The organism is Colwellia demingiae (assembly GCF_007954275.1).
GTDB classification, from domain to species: Bacteria; Pseudomonadota; Gammaproteobacteria; order Enterobacterales; family Alteromonadaceae; genus Colwellia; species Colwellia demingiae.
This window is the reverse complement of sequence record NZ_VOLT01000020.1, coordinates 1-18,417: the sequence shown is the minus strand read 5'-3', so window position 1 is coordinate 18,417 and position 18,417 is coordinate 1. Positions and strand designations below refer to the sequence as shown.

Annotated in this window: 12 protein-coding genes; 7 read left to right on the top strand and 5 right to left on the bottom strand. The window is 38.2% G+C overall.

Going from position 1 to position 18,417, the window contains the following annotated elements:
* Window positions 1-125: 125 nt before the first annotated feature.
* From ESZ36_RS22045 to ESZ36_RS22025, 5 genes are all read right to left on the bottom strand, one after another.
* The gene (locus ESZ36_RS22045) at window positions 126-2,153 is read right to left on the bottom strand and encodes a methyl-accepting chemotaxis protein (protein WP_170235921.1); all 2,028 of its coding nucleotides are present in this window, start codon (window positions 2,151-2,153) and stop codon (window positions 126-128) included.
* Between the two features lie 358 nt (window positions 2,154-2,511).
* Window positions 2,512-3,753, bottom strand: a complete 1,242-nt coding sequence (locus ESZ36_RS22040; RefSeq protein WP_146791902.1) for a malic enzyme-like NAD(P)-binding protein — start codon at window positions 3,751-3,753, stop codon at window positions 2,512-2,514.
* Window positions 3,754-4,220: 467 nt separating this feature from the next.
* Window positions 4,221-5,681 carry an aspartate ammonia-lyase gene (aspA, locus tag ESZ36_RS22035; protein ID WP_146791900.1) on the bottom strand — a complete coding sequence of 487 codons (1,461 nt, stop codon included), beginning with the start codon at window positions 5,679-5,681 and terminating at the stop codon, window positions 4,221-4,223.
* Between the two features lie 341 nt (window positions 5,682-6,022).
* Complete coding sequence (locus tag ESZ36_RS22030) at window positions 6,023-7,522, bottom strand: aldehyde dehydrogenase (RefSeq protein ID WP_146791898.1); 1,500 nt, start codon at window positions 7,520-7,522, stop codon at window positions 6,023-6,025.
* Between the two features lie 98 nt (window positions 7,523-7,620).
* Window positions 7,621-9,024, bottom strand: a complete 1,404-nt coding sequence (locus tag ESZ36_RS22025) for an aminotransferase (protein ID WP_146791896.1) — start codon at window positions 9,022-9,024, stop codon at window positions 7,621-7,623.
* Window positions 9,025-9,254: 230 nt separating this feature from the next.
* Between ESZ36_RS22025 and ESZ36_RS22020 the strand changes: the two genes are divergently transcribed.
* From ESZ36_RS22020 to hisD, 7 genes are all read left to right on the top strand, one after another.
* Window positions 9,255-10,163 carry a LysR family transcriptional regulator gene (locus ESZ36_RS22020; RefSeq protein ID WP_146791894.1) on the top strand — a complete coding sequence of 303 codons (909 nt, stop codon included), beginning with the start codon at window positions 9,255-9,257 and terminating at the stop codon, window positions 10,161-10,163.
* Between the two features lie 123 nt (window positions 10,164-10,286).
* Window positions 10,287-10,793, top strand: a complete 507-nt coding sequence (locus ESZ36_RS22015; protein WP_146791892.1) for a formate dehydrogenase subunit gamma — start codon at window positions 10,287-10,289, stop codon at window positions 10,791-10,793.
* A gap of 1 nt (window position 10,794) precedes the next feature.
* Complete coding sequence (locus tag ESZ36_RS22010; RefSeq protein ID WP_146791890.1) at window positions 10,795-12,399, top strand: formate dehydrogenase beta subunit; 1,605 nt, start codon at window positions 10,795-10,797, stop codon at window positions 12,397-12,399.
* A 2-nt stretch (window positions 12,400-12,401) separates the two neighbouring features.
* Window positions 12,402-15,305 (top strand): formate dehydrogenase subunit alpha, encoded by a 2,904-nt coding sequence (gene fdhF / locus ESZ36_RS22005; RefSeq protein ID WP_146791888.1) that lies wholly within the window; start codon window positions 12,402-12,404, stop codon window positions 15,303-15,305.
* Complete coding sequence (gene fdhD, locus ESZ36_RS22000) at window positions 15,292-16,158, top strand: formate dehydrogenase accessory sulfurtransferase FdhD (protein ID WP_246129213.1); 867 nt, start codon at window positions 15,292-15,294, stop codon at window positions 16,156-16,158. Before fdhF ends, fdhD begins: the two co-directional genes overlap by 14 nt.
* 67 nt (window positions 16,159-16,225) lie before the next feature.
* Entirely contained in the window at window positions 16,226-16,531 is a 306-nt protein-coding gene (locus ESZ36_RS21995) for a formate dehydrogenase subunit delta (RefSeq protein ID WP_146791886.1), read from the top strand.
* 162 nt (window positions 16,532-16,693) lie between these two features.
* The gene (hisD, locus tag ESZ36_RS21990) at window positions 16,694-18,040 is read left to right on the top strand and encodes a histidinol dehydrogenase (RefSeq protein WP_146791884.1); all 1,347 of its coding nucleotides are present in this window, start codon (window positions 16,694-16,696) and stop codon (window positions 18,038-18,040) included.
* Window positions 18,041-18,417: the final 377 nt, after the last annotated feature.

Below are 18,417 nucleotides of genomic sequence, written 5' to 3'. Positions count from 1 at the left end.
TTAAAAAGTTTCTTTTGAAAAATACAAAATATCTATACTTCAATGTACAAGCTATGAAAGCAAAATTACCAGGCGCATGTTAGCCTTAATATATATTCTTAAGCGAAGATAATAGAGAAAGAGTTTTAGCATTTTAGGCGATTTAGCTCTAATTCAATCCGTTCAACGACGCCTTTAGAGTAAGCACTATTCTCTTGTAATCGTTGTCCTAATTCAGCCAATCCTGTACTACTATCAGATACAGAAACTAATCGAATATTTATATCTTCAGCAACTTGGCTTTGCTCTTCAGCCGCAGTTGCTACTTGTTCTGTACTTTCACTCATGAGCTTGATACTTTCCAACGTTTGGGAAAGTTGTTCAAAACTAAGACTCGTTTTATCAACAGTACCAGTAATCGACTCTTTGTTTGCATCGAGTGTTTCAACGGCTTTATCGACCTCCAACTGTAAGTTTCCAATTAAATTACTGATATCCTGAGTCGATGTTTGAGTTCGCGCAGCCAAGTTTCTAACTTCATCGGCAACAACGGCGAAACCCCTGCCTTGTTCTCCTGCTCTTGCTGCCTCAATCGCCGCATTTAATGCGAGTAGGTTGGTTTGATCAGCAATAGATCTAATTGTTTCAACAATACCTGTTATATCTGAACTGTGAGCGGCAACTTGTGACATTTGCTTACTCGTTAATGACATGTTTTGTTCAAGTTCTTGCACATTCTGAACACTCGCTTCTAAAATATTCTGAGTTTCTTGTAGAAGTGAATTGGCATGCTTTCCACCATTTGCTGTTTCTACAGCAAGCTTTGCAACTTCACTTGACGTGGTGGCCATTTCAGTCATCGCAGTAGCAATACTGTCTAAATTAAGTTGTTGCTCTTGCGTGTCATTTTCAACTTCATGAGCAATGTTTTCTAGCTCACCAAACTTGCCGACTAATTCATTGGAGAACTTTTTAGATGAGCCAATCATTTCAGCTAACTTTTTAATAAACTTATTGAAGCCACCCGCCAAGAGTATTAATTCTTCATGACTTTCAACCGTTACTTTTTGGGTTAGATCGCCTTCACGATCTGCCAACTCTTGAATCGAAAAGGAAAGTAACTTGATGGGGGAGGTTATTGATCTCGCAAGCCAGATAGCAAAAAATAATGCGCATAATAAGAACAAGAGTGAAAAGAATAGCAGCTCAGTGAGTGCTTTATTATAGAACTCATTCGCTTTCTCTGTCATTTCTAACACTGAGGCTAAGGCTATTTTTTCAGGAACAGAAATAAGAAGAGTCCATGTCACATTTGCTTCACTAATAAAAACAGGCACTTTAACATGCCAGTCTGAGCTAGAGATAATTGAGTTTTTGGGAGTTCTTAATATCGCTGAAAGTTCTGAATTAGCATCACTAGCTTTTTTAGATAATTTATCAGGGTAAAGGCTTGAAGCAATAATCATATTTTTTTGACTGAATAAACTGATAGATACATTGCCTTGAAATAACGATTTTGCTTGTTCTATAATCCACTTTTGTACAATAGGTAAATTAATATCAACACCGACTAACCCCCTAAATTGCTTTGATACAATGATTGGTGCAGATAGTGTCGTCATTAACTCTTCGCGTCCAGGCTCTATCTCATACATATAAGGGTCAAGCGCACAAGGTTTTAGTGAATCTTTACTGCATAAGTAATATTCTGATTTACGAATACCATTGTCGTCTTTTTCACTGTTATATTTATCTTCCGAATTATCTGTAGGGTAAAAGCTTGCTTGCCCATTCTCTTTTATCCAATAGACTTCTAAGCTCCCAGTTGATGTTGAGTGTTGTCCAAAATTAACAAAAGTGCTATCAAGTCCATCATAACCATCAACTTCAAAGTGAGTGTAAATCGAACTAATAGTCGGTGTTGCTTCTAATGTATAACGATTTAAATTACTTACTACCTCTCTATTGAAAGGTGTACTTGGTTGGGCTGTTTTAGATAAGGTTTCAGCTAAAATTAGCACAGGTGCAAAGCTTTGTTTGAGCAGTTTGCTGATACGTTCGCTGGATAGTTTTCCTGCGTCATCCATGGATTTAAGTACAGAGCTTTGTATTAATTTTTTAGTTGACGATATTTGTTCATCAGATAAAGCTGATAATGTGTGAGAGGTCAGCACTGCAAAACCCAAAGTACATAGCAAAACAATACTAATAAATAATACTGTGACTTTTTTTTGAATTGAATGTCGTTTATTTAACAGCATAATGAATATTTCTTCTTATATATGAAAAATTCTATCGATAATTTATGTCTTCGCACACTGGCGACGCTACTTGAAATACATTAGGTAACTGTGATGGGAGAGTTTTAGTGTGCAAGTTGTTATAAAATTTTCACGAATGTAAGGGGAGCTATCTAACTCAATAAGGATAAAGGTTGTACAGCGCTTTCAAATAATTCATTAGAGATTAATTTATTTAACAACTTACTACTTACTACTCACCACTCTACTTATGTTTTCGCCAAGGTTATTATTACCGCATGTAATTATCAGGTAAGGGTAGCGCTGCAACGCCAGAATCTACTGCAGCTTTTGCTACAGCTAAAGCAACAGCAGGTAATAAACGCGAATCTATTGGTTTTGGAATTATATAGTTCCGACCAAAAGTTAACTCAGATTCACCTGATGCAACTAACACTTCATTTGGTACTTCTTCTTTTGCTATTGCTCTAATAGCATGTACCGCTGCGATTTTCATTTCATCGTTGATAGTACGGGCACGAACATCTAAAGCACCACGGAAGATAAAAGGAAAACAAAGTACATTATTAACTTGATTAGGATAATCAGAACGACCTGTAGCAATAATTGCATCAGCACGAGCGGCTAACGCCAATTCAGGTTTAATTTCGGGGTCTGGATTTGAACAAGCAAAAATAATTGGGTTCGGCGCCATTAATTTAACTTGTTCTTGACTCAACAAATTAGGACCAGACACACCAACAAATACATCAGCGCCTTCAATGGCGCCATCTAAAGTACGCTTGTCAGTATTATTTGCAAAAAGTTTTTTATATTCATTTAAGTCATCACGACGAGTATGCACTATACCTTTAGTATCAAGCATATAGATTTTTTCACGCTGAGCACCACACTTGACCAATAGTTCCATACAGGCAATTGCAGCAGCACCGGCTCCTAAACAAACAATTTTAGCCAGTTTAATATCTTTGCCTTGAATATCTAATGCGTTGATCATAGCCGCAGCGGTAACAATGGCAGTACCATGTTGATCATCATGAAATACAGGGATTTTACAACGTTCAATTAGGGCTTTCTCAATAGCAAAACATTCTGGCGCCTTAATGTCTTCAAGATTTATACCACCAAAACTATCGGCAATATTCGAAACTGTATTTACAAACTCTTCAACGGTTTTGTGGTTTACTTCAATATCAAACGAGTCAATGTTGGCAAAGCGTTTAAATAATAATGACTTACCTTCCATTACAGGCTTAGATGCCATTGGGCCTAAATTACCCAAACCTAAAATAGCAGTACCGTTAGTGATAACGGCAACAGTATTTCCTTTTGCCGTGTATTTATAGACATCATCAGGGTTAGCGGCTATTTCTCTTACTGGTTCAGCAACACCGGGGCTATAAGCTAGTGACAGATCATCACTCGTTTCAGCAGCGGTGGTTAATGCAACACTGATTTTACCCGGAGTAGGAAAAGCATGGTAATCAAGTGCTCGTTGTCGAAAATCTGTCATGGTAGCTCCCAAATGCGTTTGTATATTATTTAAAATGAATATTTAGTAAAAATTTAATCGTTAATTTATTGTATCTATCTATGACTATGACTATGCCTCAGGTCAGTTTTGCAAGTTGATTTGTTTTTTTACAATCAGTTAGCTATCTTTTACTTGATAAATGATCAAGCAAAAAATTTCATAAGTGGAACATAGTCAACACCGTAGTGAAGTAAGTTTTATGCTGAATTAAATTTTAGGAATAGTGGCTTATTGTCTAAAAAACTAAAGCCACGTATTAAGTTATCATTGAGTGAATTTGAGATGATGATGGTCTAGTAAAATGTCGATCTTAGGTAGGTATCAGGTTGGATACTCTAATACACTCATTACTCGAGCCCTATTCACATTAGAATAGCTTAGATTAGAGTTACTTCTATTTTCCCTAGTAAATTACGACCATATCTAAGTACACCAAGATCATAATATTACGATTTTTTATCGGAAGAAAATTGTCGTCTAGGCTGAGTCATATTTTCAGGATTAAGAATATCAGCAAGTTGCTGCTCAGTTAATAAGCCATCTCGTTTAATCAAATTAATAATATTCTCCCCTGTTGCCAATGCCTCTTTTGCAATGCGGGTTGATACTTCATAGCCCAAATAAGGATTGATAGCGGTAACAATCCCAATACTGTTATAAACCATTGATTTACAATGTTCTTCATTAGCAGTGATACCTGAAATGCAGCGTGTGGCAAGAGCATTAAATGCATTGGTTAAGAACTTTATTGATCTTAACAGATTAAAAGCAATTACAGGCTCCATAACGTTTAGCTGCAGTTGCCCGGCTTCTGCTGCCATGGTTATAGCCAAATCATTGCCTATAACTTCATAAGCGACTTGATTTACTACTTCAGGGATAACAGGGTTTACCTTGCCAGGCATGATTGAAGAACCTGGTTGCATAGCTGGCAGATTAATCTCGTTCAAGCCAGCTCTAGGTCCACTACTCATCAAACGAAGATCATTACACATTTTTGAAACTTTTATTGCTGTTCTTTTTAGCATACTCGAGAGAGTAATAAACGCCCCCATATCACTTGTGGCTTGAATCAAGTTAGTCGCTCTAATGAAATGTATGTCGGCAATCCAGCATAATTCTTCAATAACTAAGCTTGAATATTCAGGGTCAGTATTAATTCCCGTACCTATAGCGGTAGCGCCTAAATTAACTTCTCTAAAATTATCAGTAACCGCTTTTAACATATCCAAATCTTCTTTCAGTGTGGCGTAATATGCTTCAAACTCTTGGCCCAAAGTCATAGGCACAGCATCTTGTAATTGTGTTCGACCCATTTTAATCACACTGGAAAATTCTACGGCTTTTTGCTTGCACTGATAACCCAATAAAGCCATAGACTCGTAAAGCTCAGGAGTCGACATAATTAATGCTAAACGTAAGGCTGTTGGATAAACATCATTGGTAGATTGCGACAAATTAACATGATTATTTGGACTAATTATGTCGTAACAACCCTTTTCATGGCCAAGAATTTCTAATGCTCTATTTGCTATAACTTCATTGGCGTTCATGTTGGTTGAAGTACCAGCTCCGCCTTGGATCATATCGACCACAAATTGATTATCAAATTTACCACTGATAACTTCGTCACAAGCCTGTGTTATAGCTTCTGCTTTGTTATTTTCAAGTAAGTTTAATTTTTTATTAGCCAAAGCGCAGGCCTTCTTTACCATAGCTAAGGCTTTAACTAGAAGGGGAAAGTCACCTACACAAATAGAGGTAATATTAAAGTTTTCCGTTGCCCGTAATGTTTGTACACCATAATAGACATCTACAGGCAAACTTCTTTCACCTAGTAAATCTTTTTCTATTCGTTCTTTTGGCGCAGTTATAGTTTGAGCTTTAGTAACCTGTTTCTTAGACATCGTTCAATTCCTTACAAAATGACGTTTATAAATAAAATGAATACTCCGCCGTCAAACACGAGGTATAAGTGATGGGAACTAACTTAGCAACCAATGTCTAATGCATGACGAAGGGCTTTTTGATTCAAAAAATTCCGTTTCATTAAAAATAATTGCTAATAGATAGGTAACATCTATAGTGATTATGAATATAAATACAGCTTTGGCAGCATAATAATCATTGCACCTTGTGAGCTCTCTAAACTAATAGCAACCGCTGATAAAATTTGAAAACCTATCGTTAGTTTAAGTTACCGATTGCTATTATTAAAATTACTCATTTACTTTTAGTAAAATAACTATTATTCAGAAAACTTTATCCAAGTTGTTTTAGTTTCTGTATATTTATCAAAGGCATGAATTGATAGGTCTCGTCCAGTGCCCGATTGTTTGTAGCCGCCAAAAGGTGTCATTGGGCTTAAAGCATCTACAGTATTTACTGAAATAGTACCGGCTTTAATCTTGCGTGCAACGCGATGAGCTCGGCTTAAATTATCCGTCCAAACAGAAGCCGCAAGACCATAAGGAGTATCATTGGCAATAGCTATAGCTTCGGCTTCGGTATCGAAGCTGATCACTGACAATACCGGACCAAATACTTCATCTTGTGCGATTGACATGCTGTTATCGACGTTATCAAAAATAGTAGGTTCAATATATAAAGACGATCCACCAATTGTTACTCGTTTACCACCTGTAACTAATGTTGCACCTTCTTGTTGAGCTTTTTCAATTTTTGAGAAGATTCGACTCGCTTGTAAATCACTAACAATAGGACCCATAGTAGTATTAGTATTAAGCGGATGACCCATAATAACTTGCTTAGCACGCGTTATCATTTTTTCTACAAAGACATCTTTAATTGAGCTTTCAACTAACAATCTAGAATTAGCAGAACAAACTTCACCTTGGTTAAAGAAAATCCCCATGGCTGCGCCATCAGCAGCTTTATCTAAATCTTCACAATCAGCAAAAACAAGGTTCGGGCTTTTACCGCCAGTTTCTAACCAAACGTTTTTCATGTTTGATTGTGCGCTGTACTGCAAAAATAGTTTACCGATTCCTGTTGAACCAGTAAAAGTAAGTACATCAATGTCTTCATGCAAACCTAAGGCTTTACCGACTACTGCGCCGTGACCCGTTACTACATTAAACACGCCTGCAGGTAAGCCGGCTTCAATAGCAAGTTCAGCTAAACGCAGTACTGAGTGTGGTGATTGTTCTGCTGGTTTTACGATAACGCTATTACCCGCAGCAAGTGCAGGGCCTAACTTCCAAATAGCTAAATCAAGTGGAAAGTTCCATGGAACAATAGCAGCAACAACGCCTATTGCTTCTTTTGTAATCGTGGCAAGTGAACCTGCACCTGTTGGAGCAATTTCGTCATTAATTTTATCTGCTGCTTCACCATACCAAGCTAAAATAGCCGATGCGCCACCGATATCGATATTAAGTGCATCCATAACGGGTTTACCCATATCTAATGTTTCAAGCAAAGCAAGTTCTTCTTTATTATCCTGAATGAGTTGCGCTAATTTTAAGATAACTGCTTTACGTTCTGAAGGTGATTTATCAGCCCAAATACCAGATTCAAAAGATGCTCTTGCGCAAGCTACCGCATTATCTACATCTTGCGCATTGCAAGCTGCGACAGATGCAAGCACTTCCTCTGTCGCTGGATTGATTACCTGATAGCTTTCATTTGACGTACTATCAGTAAAAGTACCATTGATAAAAGCCTGGTTACGAAATTTAATATTTTGCGATAACTTTTGCCAATAGGCAGAATTCAAGTTTTCCATGAGCTAATCCTAACATTGAGGCGCAGAACCAGTTTTACATATGCCAGTTCTGTCACCATAATTATCCAATTACTGTTCATTAAGTATAATAAACAAACCTACCCGTGCCATAAACCTTCTTTAACCAGGTCATCTTGTACATCAAGAATAGCTTTGTGAAGTGTACTAACAATGAAGTCAACTTCAGCAACAGTAAGCGTTAGTGGTGGCGATAGAATGTTTTTATGCGCTAATGGACGAACAAGTAAGCCAACTGCTTGACACTTATCTGCAATACGATTACCAATAGCAATATTCGGGTCTAATAGTTCTTTGGTTTCTTTATTGGCAACACTTTCAATACACATCATAAAATGACTACCACGTACATCACCGACCAATGGTAAGTCAGAAAGTTTTTCAATTAACTGGTTCTCAAAATATTTACCTACTTCACGTACATGGCCACATAGGTCAATACGCTCCATAATTTCGATGTTTTTAAGACCAACAGCACAACTTACTGGATGACCTGAATAAGTAAAGCCATGAGTAAAACTTGCACCTTCAGCTTGAGGAACGCTAATAACATCATATATTTCGTCTGAGATCATATTAGCTGATAGTGGGATATAGCCTGAAGTCAGCCCTTTAGCACACGTAATAATATCAGGGGTAAAACCAAATATTTTTTCAGAAGAGAACATTTCACCTAAACGACCAAACGCTGTAACGACTTCATCTGATAAAATGAATACGCCATATTTCTTACATACAGCGGCAACTCGTTGATGGTAGCCTTCTGGCGGCACTAGAACACCACCTGCACCAGCAATTGGCTCAGCAACAAACATGGCAACATTTTCAGGACCAATGCTTAGTATTTTTTGCTCTACTTCGTTAACAAGGAAGTCACAGTACTCTGGTACTGTCATGCCTGCTGGGCGACGATAAACATTTGGTGCAGAAACTCGATGTACAAGATCTGGTGCTAAATCAAAGCCAATATGATCGTATTCAACACCTGTTAAGGTCATCGATAAATATGTACTACCGTGATAACCATCTGTTCTGGTAATAATTTGTTTCTTGTTCGGTTTACCAATGCGATTAAAGTAAAAGTGGACCATACGTACTGCAGTGTCATTTGACATTGAGCCACCAGTACCATAAAACACATGGCTTAATGATTTTGGTGCTAAACTAGCCAGCTTTGCTGATAATTCAACAGCAGGCGGTGTTGTTAAATGGCCAAAAGAAGAATAATAAGGAATACGACGAGTTTGATCTAACATCGCTTGGCCCATTTCTTCATTGCCATAACCAATGTTTACGCACCATAAGCCTGCAATACCATCAAGATATTTACGGCCATCAGTATCAAAAACATAAGCACCTTCTGATTCCGCCATTATTAGCGAACCTTCTTTTTTAAAAGAAGAAAAGTCAGTAAATGGGTGCATATTATGCTTAAGATCGTTATTCCATAACTCTTTAGTGTTGTACTTAGAAAAGTCTTTCATGGCTTCACCTGTTAAAATTGTTATTTACCTAGCGGTAGTTGAATTGAAATTACCCCTTATTAATGTCTTTTTTAATTGCATTTGTAAAATAGTATTTTGTACAGGATTAGATAAATTAAAGTTATGCTGTTGTTTTTTATTACTTCAGAACTTAATTTGTTCTATTGCATAACAATAAGCTATGCTATCAGTGATAGACATAAATTTTATTTACTGGTAGATTTTAAAACATGACTAATTACACCTTAAAACAACTCAGGTACTTTGTTGCCGTAGCCGATTCTGGCAACGTCACAGAAGCAAGTGAGAAACTATTTATATCGCAGCCTGCGATATCAAATGCAATTTCTCAACTTGAAGAAGCGTTAAATACCCAACTGTTGATTAGACATCATGCTAAAGGTGTCTCTTTAACGTCTGCAGGTGAAGAGATGGTATCTCATTGTCGTAACCTGTTATCCCATGCTGAAGAAATTAATGCTCAAATGACTCAGCATAGTACCTTAATTTCAGGCACGATAAATGTTGGTTGCTACGCAAGTTTAGGCCCTATTTATGCACCTAAATTAATTCAAGGATTTACTAAACTTTATCCTGATATTAACTTCAAATTATTTGAAGGGAATATTGAAGAGATAAATGAGGCACTTATTTCGGGTAAAATTGAAATGGCCTTGATGTATGACTTAAATAGTAACGGTCAAATTGAATCAATTGAACTAGCTAAAGTCAGTCCACATGTCTTGTTATCAATTAAGCACCCGTTGGCTAAAAGAAAAAAAATTAATTTAATGACGTTACAAGATGAACCTTTGATTTTATTAGATCTACCCAATTCAAGTAAATATTTTCAATCATTATTTGAGCAATATGATAAAAATCCTTTTATTAAACATCGCACTAAGAGTATAGAAATGCTTCGAAGTCTAGTTGCTAATGGAGAAGGCTACGCTTTAATGAACTCAAAAGTGAAATCAACCACTTGTTTCGACGGCTCTGAATTAATTAGTGTTCCATTGGCTGATTATGCCAAGCCCATATCGTTAGTCATCTCTAAAGTTTCAGGGATAAAACAACCAAAAAGGTGTGAGGCTTTTTTAGAGTTTTGTATCAAAAATTTTAATGTTGATAATAATTAATAGGAATTAGGTTAAAAAATAATGACTTGCTAAGTAATATCCAATTTCAGCACACTTAAAAGGCATGGCAACCTTATGAATATCAACCAATTTATTATGGTTTTATAAAATGAGAATAGAAAAATGATCGCTAATTCAAAAGTTGAATCTATTGAACAAATTATTTCAGAAATAGTTGAAAAAAAAGTTAAGATACCTGGTGCTTTATTACCGATCTTGCACGATATTCAACATCATTTTGATTATATTCCTAAAGCAGCTTTAGCTATAGTTGCTCAAGGATTACAGCAAACTGAAGCTGAAATTTATGGTGTGATAACTTTCTATGCTCATTTCCAGTTAAACAAGCCCGGTCGGCATACTATTGAAATTTGTCGTGGTGAAGCGTGCCAGGCAATGGGCTCAAATGCACTAGAGCAGGCGGTAAAAAGTCAGTTAGCAGTAGACTTTGGCGAAACCACGGCCGATAAAAACTTTACTCTTGAGCCGGTCTACTGTCTAGGTAACTGTGCTTGCTCTCCTTCGATTAAAGTGGCTGATAACGTTTATGGCCGTATGAATAGTGAAAAATTTGCCAAGTTAAGCGAGCAACTATCACTTTATAAAATATCATTAGGTGAGGAGCTTTAGCATGACCACTACCCTATATTTACCTATGGATACGACCGCACTATCTATGGGGGCCGACGATGTAGCCAAGGCGCTTGAATTTCAAACTTCAGCAAACGAGCAAACTATAAACCTCATTCGTAATGGCTCTCGTGGCATGTTTTATTTGGAACCCTTGCTAGAAGTAGAAACAGAGCAAGGGCGTGTTGCTTATGGACCCGTATCAATTGGCGATGTTGAATCATTGCTTGCTCAAGGTATGCTAAATGGTGAGTCAACACATCCGCTTTATTTAGGCTTAACAGAGAATATTCCCTATTTAGCTAAGCAACAACGGTTAACCTTTCAACGTGCGGGTATTATTGATCCGCTTAGCATAGAAGATTATATCAAACACCAAGGATTTATTGGTTTATCTAACGCTCTTAAACTTAGTGCTCAGGGTATTGTCGATGAAATGAAAATATCAGGGTTACGGGGTAGAGGCGGCGCCGCATTCCCAACAGGCATAAAATGGCAAACAGTACTTGATGCTAAAGTAACTTCTTCAGAGCAAAAAAAGTACATCGTTTGTAATGCCGATGAAGGTGACTCAGGAACTTTTTCTGACCGCCTAATAATGGAAGCCGATCCTTTTAGTTTAATCGAAGGCATGATCATTGCTGGAATAGCAGTAGGCGCAACTCAAGGATATATATATCTTCGTTCTGAATACCCGCAAGCGCAGAAAATACTTGAACAAGCCATCGCTAATGCTTATCAAGATAATTACTTAGGTGAAGCTATTCAAGGTACTGAACATCAATTTGACTTAGAAGTTAGAGTAGGAGCAGGTGCTTATATTTGTGGTGAAGAAACCTCTTTACTGGAAAGCCTTGAAGGAAAACGTGGTTTAGTTAGAGCAAAACCTCCTTTGCCTGCTATTACAGGTTTATTTGGTCAACCAACTACTGTGAATAATGTTATCAGTTTAGCTACAGTACCAACGATTCTAGCCAAAGGAGCGCAATATTATCAAGATTATGGTGTCGGAAGATCACGCGGAACCCTACCTTTTCAGTTAGCGGGTAATATCAAAAAAGGCGGCTTAGTCGAACTTGCCTTTGGTACAACCTTGGCCGATCTTGTTAATGATTTTGGTGCTGGAACCTATACTGGTGAGACAATGAAAGCCATTCAAGTTGGTGGCCCCTTAGGCGCATACTTACCCGAGTCCCAATGGCAAACGCCACTAGATTATGAAGCTTTTTCAGCTATAGGTGCTGTACTTGGACATGGTGGTATTGTTGTTTTTGATGATAGCGTTAGCATGACAGCACAAGCACGCTTTGCCATGGAATTTTGTGTCGTGGAATCGTGTGGAAAATGTACACCCTGTCGTATCGGTTCAACGAGAGGTGTTGAGGTTATTGATAAAATGATCACCGCGCATGAGCAAAGTGAACCAACTGAAGCGCTAAATGAGCTATTAGTCGATTTATGCGACACCATGATTGATGGCTCTTTATGCGCAATGGGAGGCATGACACCAATCCCTGTTCGTAGCGTTATGCAGCATTTTAGCGATGACTTCATCACTGACGCTACAGTTACGGAAGTTAATAAAACGATGGGTAAGGAGCAATAACAATGGTTGCTATTTATGATCCAAAAACAGCACAAAATCAATCAACTAAAAGTCAAAATATAATCGACTTGGGCACGCCTGAAGTAAAAACTGACGAACGCGTTACATTAACGATTGATGGCCAAGAAATTGATGTACCCAAAGGTACTTCTGTCCTTCGAGCTGCTGCCATGCTTAACATTACCATTCCCAAACTATGCGCCTCAGATAACCTAGAATCATTTGGTTCTTGTCGCTTATGTGCAGTAGAAATTGAAGGACGCAGAGGTATGCCAGCCTCGTGTACTACGCCAGCTGAACAAGATATGCAGGTTTGTACTCAAAATAAAAAAATAGCACGCTTACGTAAAAATGTTATGGAGCTATACATTTCTGATCACCCACTTGATTGTTTAACGTGCCCTAGTAATGGCGATTGTGAACTGCAAGATATGGCAGGCGCAGTGGGCCTAAGAGAAGTACGTTACGGCTTTGATGGTGAAAACCACCTTGATGCAGCCAAAGATACGTCTAACCCCTATTTCACCTTTGAACCAAGTAAATGTATTGTTTGTTCACGATGTGTACGTGCTTGTGAAGAAGTACAAGGTACCTTTGCACTAACCATCGATGGCCGAGGTTTTGATTCTAAGGTTTCTACTGGTCATGACAACGATTTTTTAAGTTCAGACTGTGTTTCTTGTGGCGCTTGTGTTCAAGCATGCCCAACCTCAACACTAATGGAAAAAAGTGTTATTGATCAAGGGCAGCCTGAGCGGAGCGTTACCACAACGTGTGCCTACTGTGGTGTTGGTTGTTCGTTTGAAGCTCATATGAAAGGCGAAGAAGTGATCCGTATGGTGCCAGCAAAAGACGGTCAAGCTAACCATGGTCATTCATGTGTTAAAGGACGTTTTGCTTTTGGTTATGCAACTCATCAAGACCGTATTACCAGCCCGATGGTGCGAGACACTATCGACCAACCATGGCGTGAAGTTAGTTGGGATGAGGCCATTAATTTTGCAGCTAAACGACTAAAATCGATACAAAAAAAATACGGTAAAGATAGCATTGGCGGTATAACATCATCACGCTGTACTAATGAAGAAACCTACTTAGTACAAAAGCTTATTCGAGCCGCTTTTGGCAATAATAATACTGATACCTGTGCCAGAGTATGTCATTCACCTACCGGCTATGGTTTAAAGGCTACCTTAGGAGAATCAGCCGGTACACAAACGTTTGATTCTGTGATGGAGGCCGATGCTGTTATCGTTATTGGTGCTAACCCAACCGATGCACACCCTGTTTTCGGTTCGCTATTGAAAAAACGCTTGCGTCAGGGAGCACATTTAATTATTGCCGATCCAAGAAAAATTGATTTAGGTAATAGCCCACACGTCAAGTTAGATCATCATTTACCTTTACGTCCGGGTACCAATGTTGCTTTTATTAACGCTATGGCACATGTCATTGTCAATGAAGGGCTGGAAGATAAAATCTTTATTGCCGAACGCTGTGAAACAAAAGCTTTTCAACAATGGTATAGCTTTATCAGTGATGAACGCCACTCGCCTGAGAACACAGAAACAATCACCGGAATTGACGCCGAGCAGTTGCGCCAAGCAGCTCGTTTATACGCCAACGTAGATAAAGGGGCCATTTATTATGGCTTAGGGGTAACTGAACATTCTCAAGGCTCAAGTATGGTAATGGGTATAGCTAATTTAGCCTTACTAACCGGCAATATTGGCAGAGAAGGTGTTGGCGTTAATCCACTGCGAGGCCAAAATAATGTTCAAGGGTCGTGTGACATGGGATCTTTTCCCCATGAACTACCCGGCTATCAGCATGTTAGCAATGACGAGTTAAGAGGCAAGTTTGAGCAGCATTGGCAAGTAGAGATAGATAATGAGCCTGGTCTTCGTATACCCAATATGTTTGATGCCGCCATTGATGGCAGCTTTAAAGGGTTATACTGTCAAGGTGAAGATATTGCTCAATCCGATCCAAACACCCATCATGTTGAAGCGGCGTTAACGTCGTTAGAGTGTTTAATTGTTCAAGATATATTTTTAAATGAAACAGCTAAGTTTGCGCATGTCTTCCTGCCAGGTTCTTCATTTTTGGAGAAAGACGGTACGTTCACAAATGCTGAACGTCGTATTAATCGAGTCAGAAAAGTAATGAGACCCCTAGCAGGTAAAGCTGACTGGGAAACTACTATGGCTTTATCTAATGCGTTAGGTTATCCAATGAACTATCAACATCCGAGTGAAATAATGGATGAAATAGCTGAATTAACACCGACTTTTTCAGGTGTTAACTACCAGAAACTGGATGACTTAGGTAGTATCCAATGGCCTTGTACCGAGCGTAATCCAATAGGTACGCCAACAATGCATATGGATAGTTTCCCAATCGGAAAAGCGATTTTCGCTCTTACCGAATATGTCGCAACTGATGAACGGGCAAGCCGAAAATTTCCATTACTACTGACTACGGGTCGAATTTTATCTCAGTACAATGTTGGCGCACAAACTAGACGTACAGACAACCAAATGTGGCATGATAAAGATTGGTTAGAAATTCATCCTCATGACGCCCAAGAACGAGGTATTCAAGACGGAGATGATTTAGGTATTAGTAGCCGTGCTGGAGATACAGTGCTAACCGCTAAAATTACAGAACGTATGCAACCAGGTGTTGTTTACACAACATTTCATCATCCAGAAAGTGGTGCAAATGTTGTTACTACCGATAATTCAGATTGGGCGACCAATTGCCCTGAATATAAGGTAACTGCAGTGCAGGTTGAAAAAGTATCTTCTCCTTCAAATTGGCAGTTACGAAATAAAGAATTTTCGAAAAAACAAACTAAATTTTTGCCAAAAAATCGTCCAGGTAAAGACCGTGTCAAACTCTAAAGTGTTGGTGGACCCACAAAAGCTAAATCAGAGCCAAGATATAACTCAGTATCTTGGCATAAAAAAAATCACCCGTAAAATCAGAAAAGATGATGGCCTAAATATCCCAAAAGATAATGATTGGGTAATTGAAGAAGAGGCTATCGCTCTTATTTATAATGGTATTTCACATGCAGTCATGATGGCAACACCTTGTGATTTACTCGACTTTGCTATTGGCTTTAGCCTATCAGAAAATATTATCAGACAACCTAGCGATATTGTAGACCATAAGATTATTCATACCGAACAAGGAGTAGAAATAGAACTAAGTATTAGCTCTCGTCAGTTTTCAGCACTTAAACATAAGCGTCGAAGTTTACTTGGTAATAGTGGGTGTGGTTTATGTGGAGTGGAGTCTTTAGCGCAAACAATTAAAGCACGCAAAAAATTACCTTTAACGGAAATAATAGATTTTCAGGTAGTCCGACATGCTCTGGCTCAATTTCGTCAACAACAAATACTTAACCAGAAAACTGGTTCAGTACATGCTGCTGCATATTGTTCTAAACGTACTGGAAATATCATGGCAATTAGAGAAGATGTCGGTCGTCACAATGCTTTAGATAAGTTACTAGGATCACTGGCAAAACAAAAAGAACAATTGACTAACCATAAAGATAAGCAAGGATTTATTCTGGTATCAAGTCGAGCCAGCTATGAAATGGTTGATAAAACGCTTGCCGCAGGCATTGATCATTTAGTCAGTATCTCTGCTGCAACAAGCAAAGCAATAACATGGGCGCAGCAACACCACTTACACTTAATTGGTTTTGCCAGTCGACAAAGGCATATAACTTATACCAACTATTGATTTAATACATACGTTTATCACTCTCTGAATTGAAGATGATTGAAGCAATTCAAAATGTACCGATTAAGTGATCACAATTGTAGCGAGCAATTCACTATTTGCTTTAGCGAAAAATCATAAAGAAGATAAAATAATGACAGTGAAATTAACAAATATTATAAAAATGAGTAACCAAATTGCAGACAACATTGGTTTGCATTTAGATTCAGATCAAGCCGTAGATAAAGTGGTAAATCACATTCAATTATTCTGGGCCAAATCGATGAAACACGACTTAATTACTTATTATCAAAATGATGGAAATCTACTCAATGAAATATCCCAACAGGCTACAATTAGGCTCGTTGAAATTGAACGAGAAAACGCTAAGTAGCTATGTATTATTTACCAAAGCTATAAATACTTTATTAGGTCAACTGATAAAGCTGCGGAGCATATTTACAATAGTTTCTAAAATATCCTGATTGGTTACTTTCATGAAACAATTAAGCAATTAAAGTATCATGCCGATGCTTTTGACAACAGAGGTGTCTTCATGACCAATAAAGTAAAAATTCATAACCTATCCGACATTAGTGTTGAACAGAGAAATAAGCTATTACAAAGAACTGAATCAAATTTAGATAGCTTTATCGATATTGTTAAACCCATAATCGAGAATGTACGTTTAAATGGCGATAATGCATTAGCTGAATATGCTCAGAAATTTGATAAAGCAAATATAGAAGCTCACCAAATTCAAGTGACTGAGGCAGAATTTGACGAAGCATTTAACATTGTTGATGAAGAAGTAATAAACACATTAAGTTATTCCATTGATAATATTAAAAAATTTCATGAAGCACAAATGCCCGAAGAAATGTGGATGAAACAAATCAGGCCGGGGTGTTATGCGGGTGATCGCTTTACACCCATTAATGCTGTTGCTTGTTATATTCCTCGCGGTAAAGGCTCCTTTCCAAGTGTTGCCATAATGACAGCCGTTCCTGCGATTGTTGCAGGCGTGCCTACAACAATCATAATTACCCCTCCTGGCGATGACGGAAAAGTAGATGCCGCGACATTAGTTGTCGCGAAATTAATCGGTATTGATAAAGTCTTTAAATGTGGGGGTGCTCAAGGTATTGCCGCTGTAGCTTACGGTACGGATACCATTCCTAAATGTGATAAAGTTGTTGGCCCTGGTAGCCCCTATGTGGTTGCCGCTAAAAAACTATTAGTTGATATTATTCACCCCGGTACACCTGCGGGCCCTAGTGAAGCAATTGTTTTAGCCGATGATACTGCAAACCCTAAATTAGCCGCTTTAGACTTACTTGTTGAGGCTGAGCATGGTCCTGACTCTTCTGCATTCTTAGTAACAAATAGCAAAGAAGTTGCTGAGCAAGCGCAAGTCGCTGTGAATGAGTATTGGCAACATATGGATTCATTACGTGTTGGTTTTTCATCAACCGTTTTAAGTGGCGACAATGGAGGCATTGTACTAACTTCTACTTTAGAAGAAGCAATCACGTTTTGTAATGATTACGCTGCCGAACATTTACTAATATTAAGTAAAAGCCCTTTTGATCATCTTGGTAAAATTACTAACGCGGGTGAAATTCTACTCGGTGAAAACACGCCAATTTCAATCGCTAATTACACTTTAGGACCAAATGCCGTATTACCCACCTCAATGGCAGCTAAAACAGCTTCACCGCTGTCGGTATTCGATTATTTGAAAAGTTGCTCAATTGGTTATTTAACTAGAGAAGGATATGAAGAACTAGCGCCACATACTTATAGATTTGCTAAATATGAGGGTTTTGATGCACATGCCAATGCAGTGTCTCATCTAAGAGATGAGGCAATAGAAAGTGAAAAATTGACAAAAGTTAAGTAACCTGATGTCTGCTTAAAAATAGTCTTTGTTTAAACAGCTATCAAACCAAATTCACTTGGTGATAGATTAATGTACGGCTTTTATTTTTCAGGCTGCTATTTATAGTTTATAACTCGCTCAGGGGGCGATTGCGCCTTAGAGTAGAGGTTCTAAAATTAATTTTCTATGGCGGTTTGGGGCACAAATGTATGGTCCGCCTCGATATTGCAAGTAATAATATCGATAACGTAGTTGGTTTGCGCTAATGTACTCGGAGTCTTTTTGGGTTACCAAATATATTAGGCCCAGCTCCACGATGAGATCCGCGCTAGATTGTCCTCAAAAGCGCCAAAGCATACTTAAAAAGTTGCTGTAGTGCCCCACAGGTCTTCAACCTA

Bases quoted from the DNA above. Each gene is read 5' to 3' on its own strand.
- aspA (WP_146791900.1), bottom strand. From the start codon at position 5,681: ATGTCTAAGAAACAGGTTACTAAAGCTCAAACTATAACTGCGCCAAAA.
- fdhF (WP_146791888.1), top strand. From the start codon at position 12,402: ATGGTTGCTATTTATGATCCAAAAACAGCACAAAATCAATCAACTAAA.
- hisD (WP_146791884.1), top strand. From the start codon at position 16,694: ATGACCAATAAAGTAAAAATTCATAACCTATCCGACATTAGTGTTGAA.
- ESZ36_RS22030 (WP_146791898.1), bottom strand. From the start codon at position 7,522: ATGGAAAACTTGAATTCTGCCTATTGGCAAAAGTTATCGCAAAATATT.
- ESZ36_RS22010 (WP_146791890.1), top strand. From the start codon at position 10,795: ATGACCACTACCCTATATTTACCTATGGATACGACCGCACTATCTATG.
- ESZ36_RS22025 (WP_146791896.1), bottom strand. From the start codon at position 9,024: ATGAAAGACTTTTCTAAGTACAACACTAAAGAGTTATGGAATAACGAT.
- ESZ36_RS22015 (WP_146791892.1), top strand. From the start codon at position 10,287: ATGATCGCTAATTCAAAAGTTGAATCTATTGAACAAATTATTTCAGAA.
- ESZ36_RS22040 (WP_146791902.1), bottom strand. From the start codon at position 3,753: ATGACAGATTTTCGACAACGAGCACTTGATTACCATGCTTTTCCTACT.
- ESZ36_RS22020 (WP_146791894.1), top strand. From the start codon at position 9,255: ATGACTAATTACACCTTAAAACAACTCAGGTACTTTGTTGCCGTAGCC.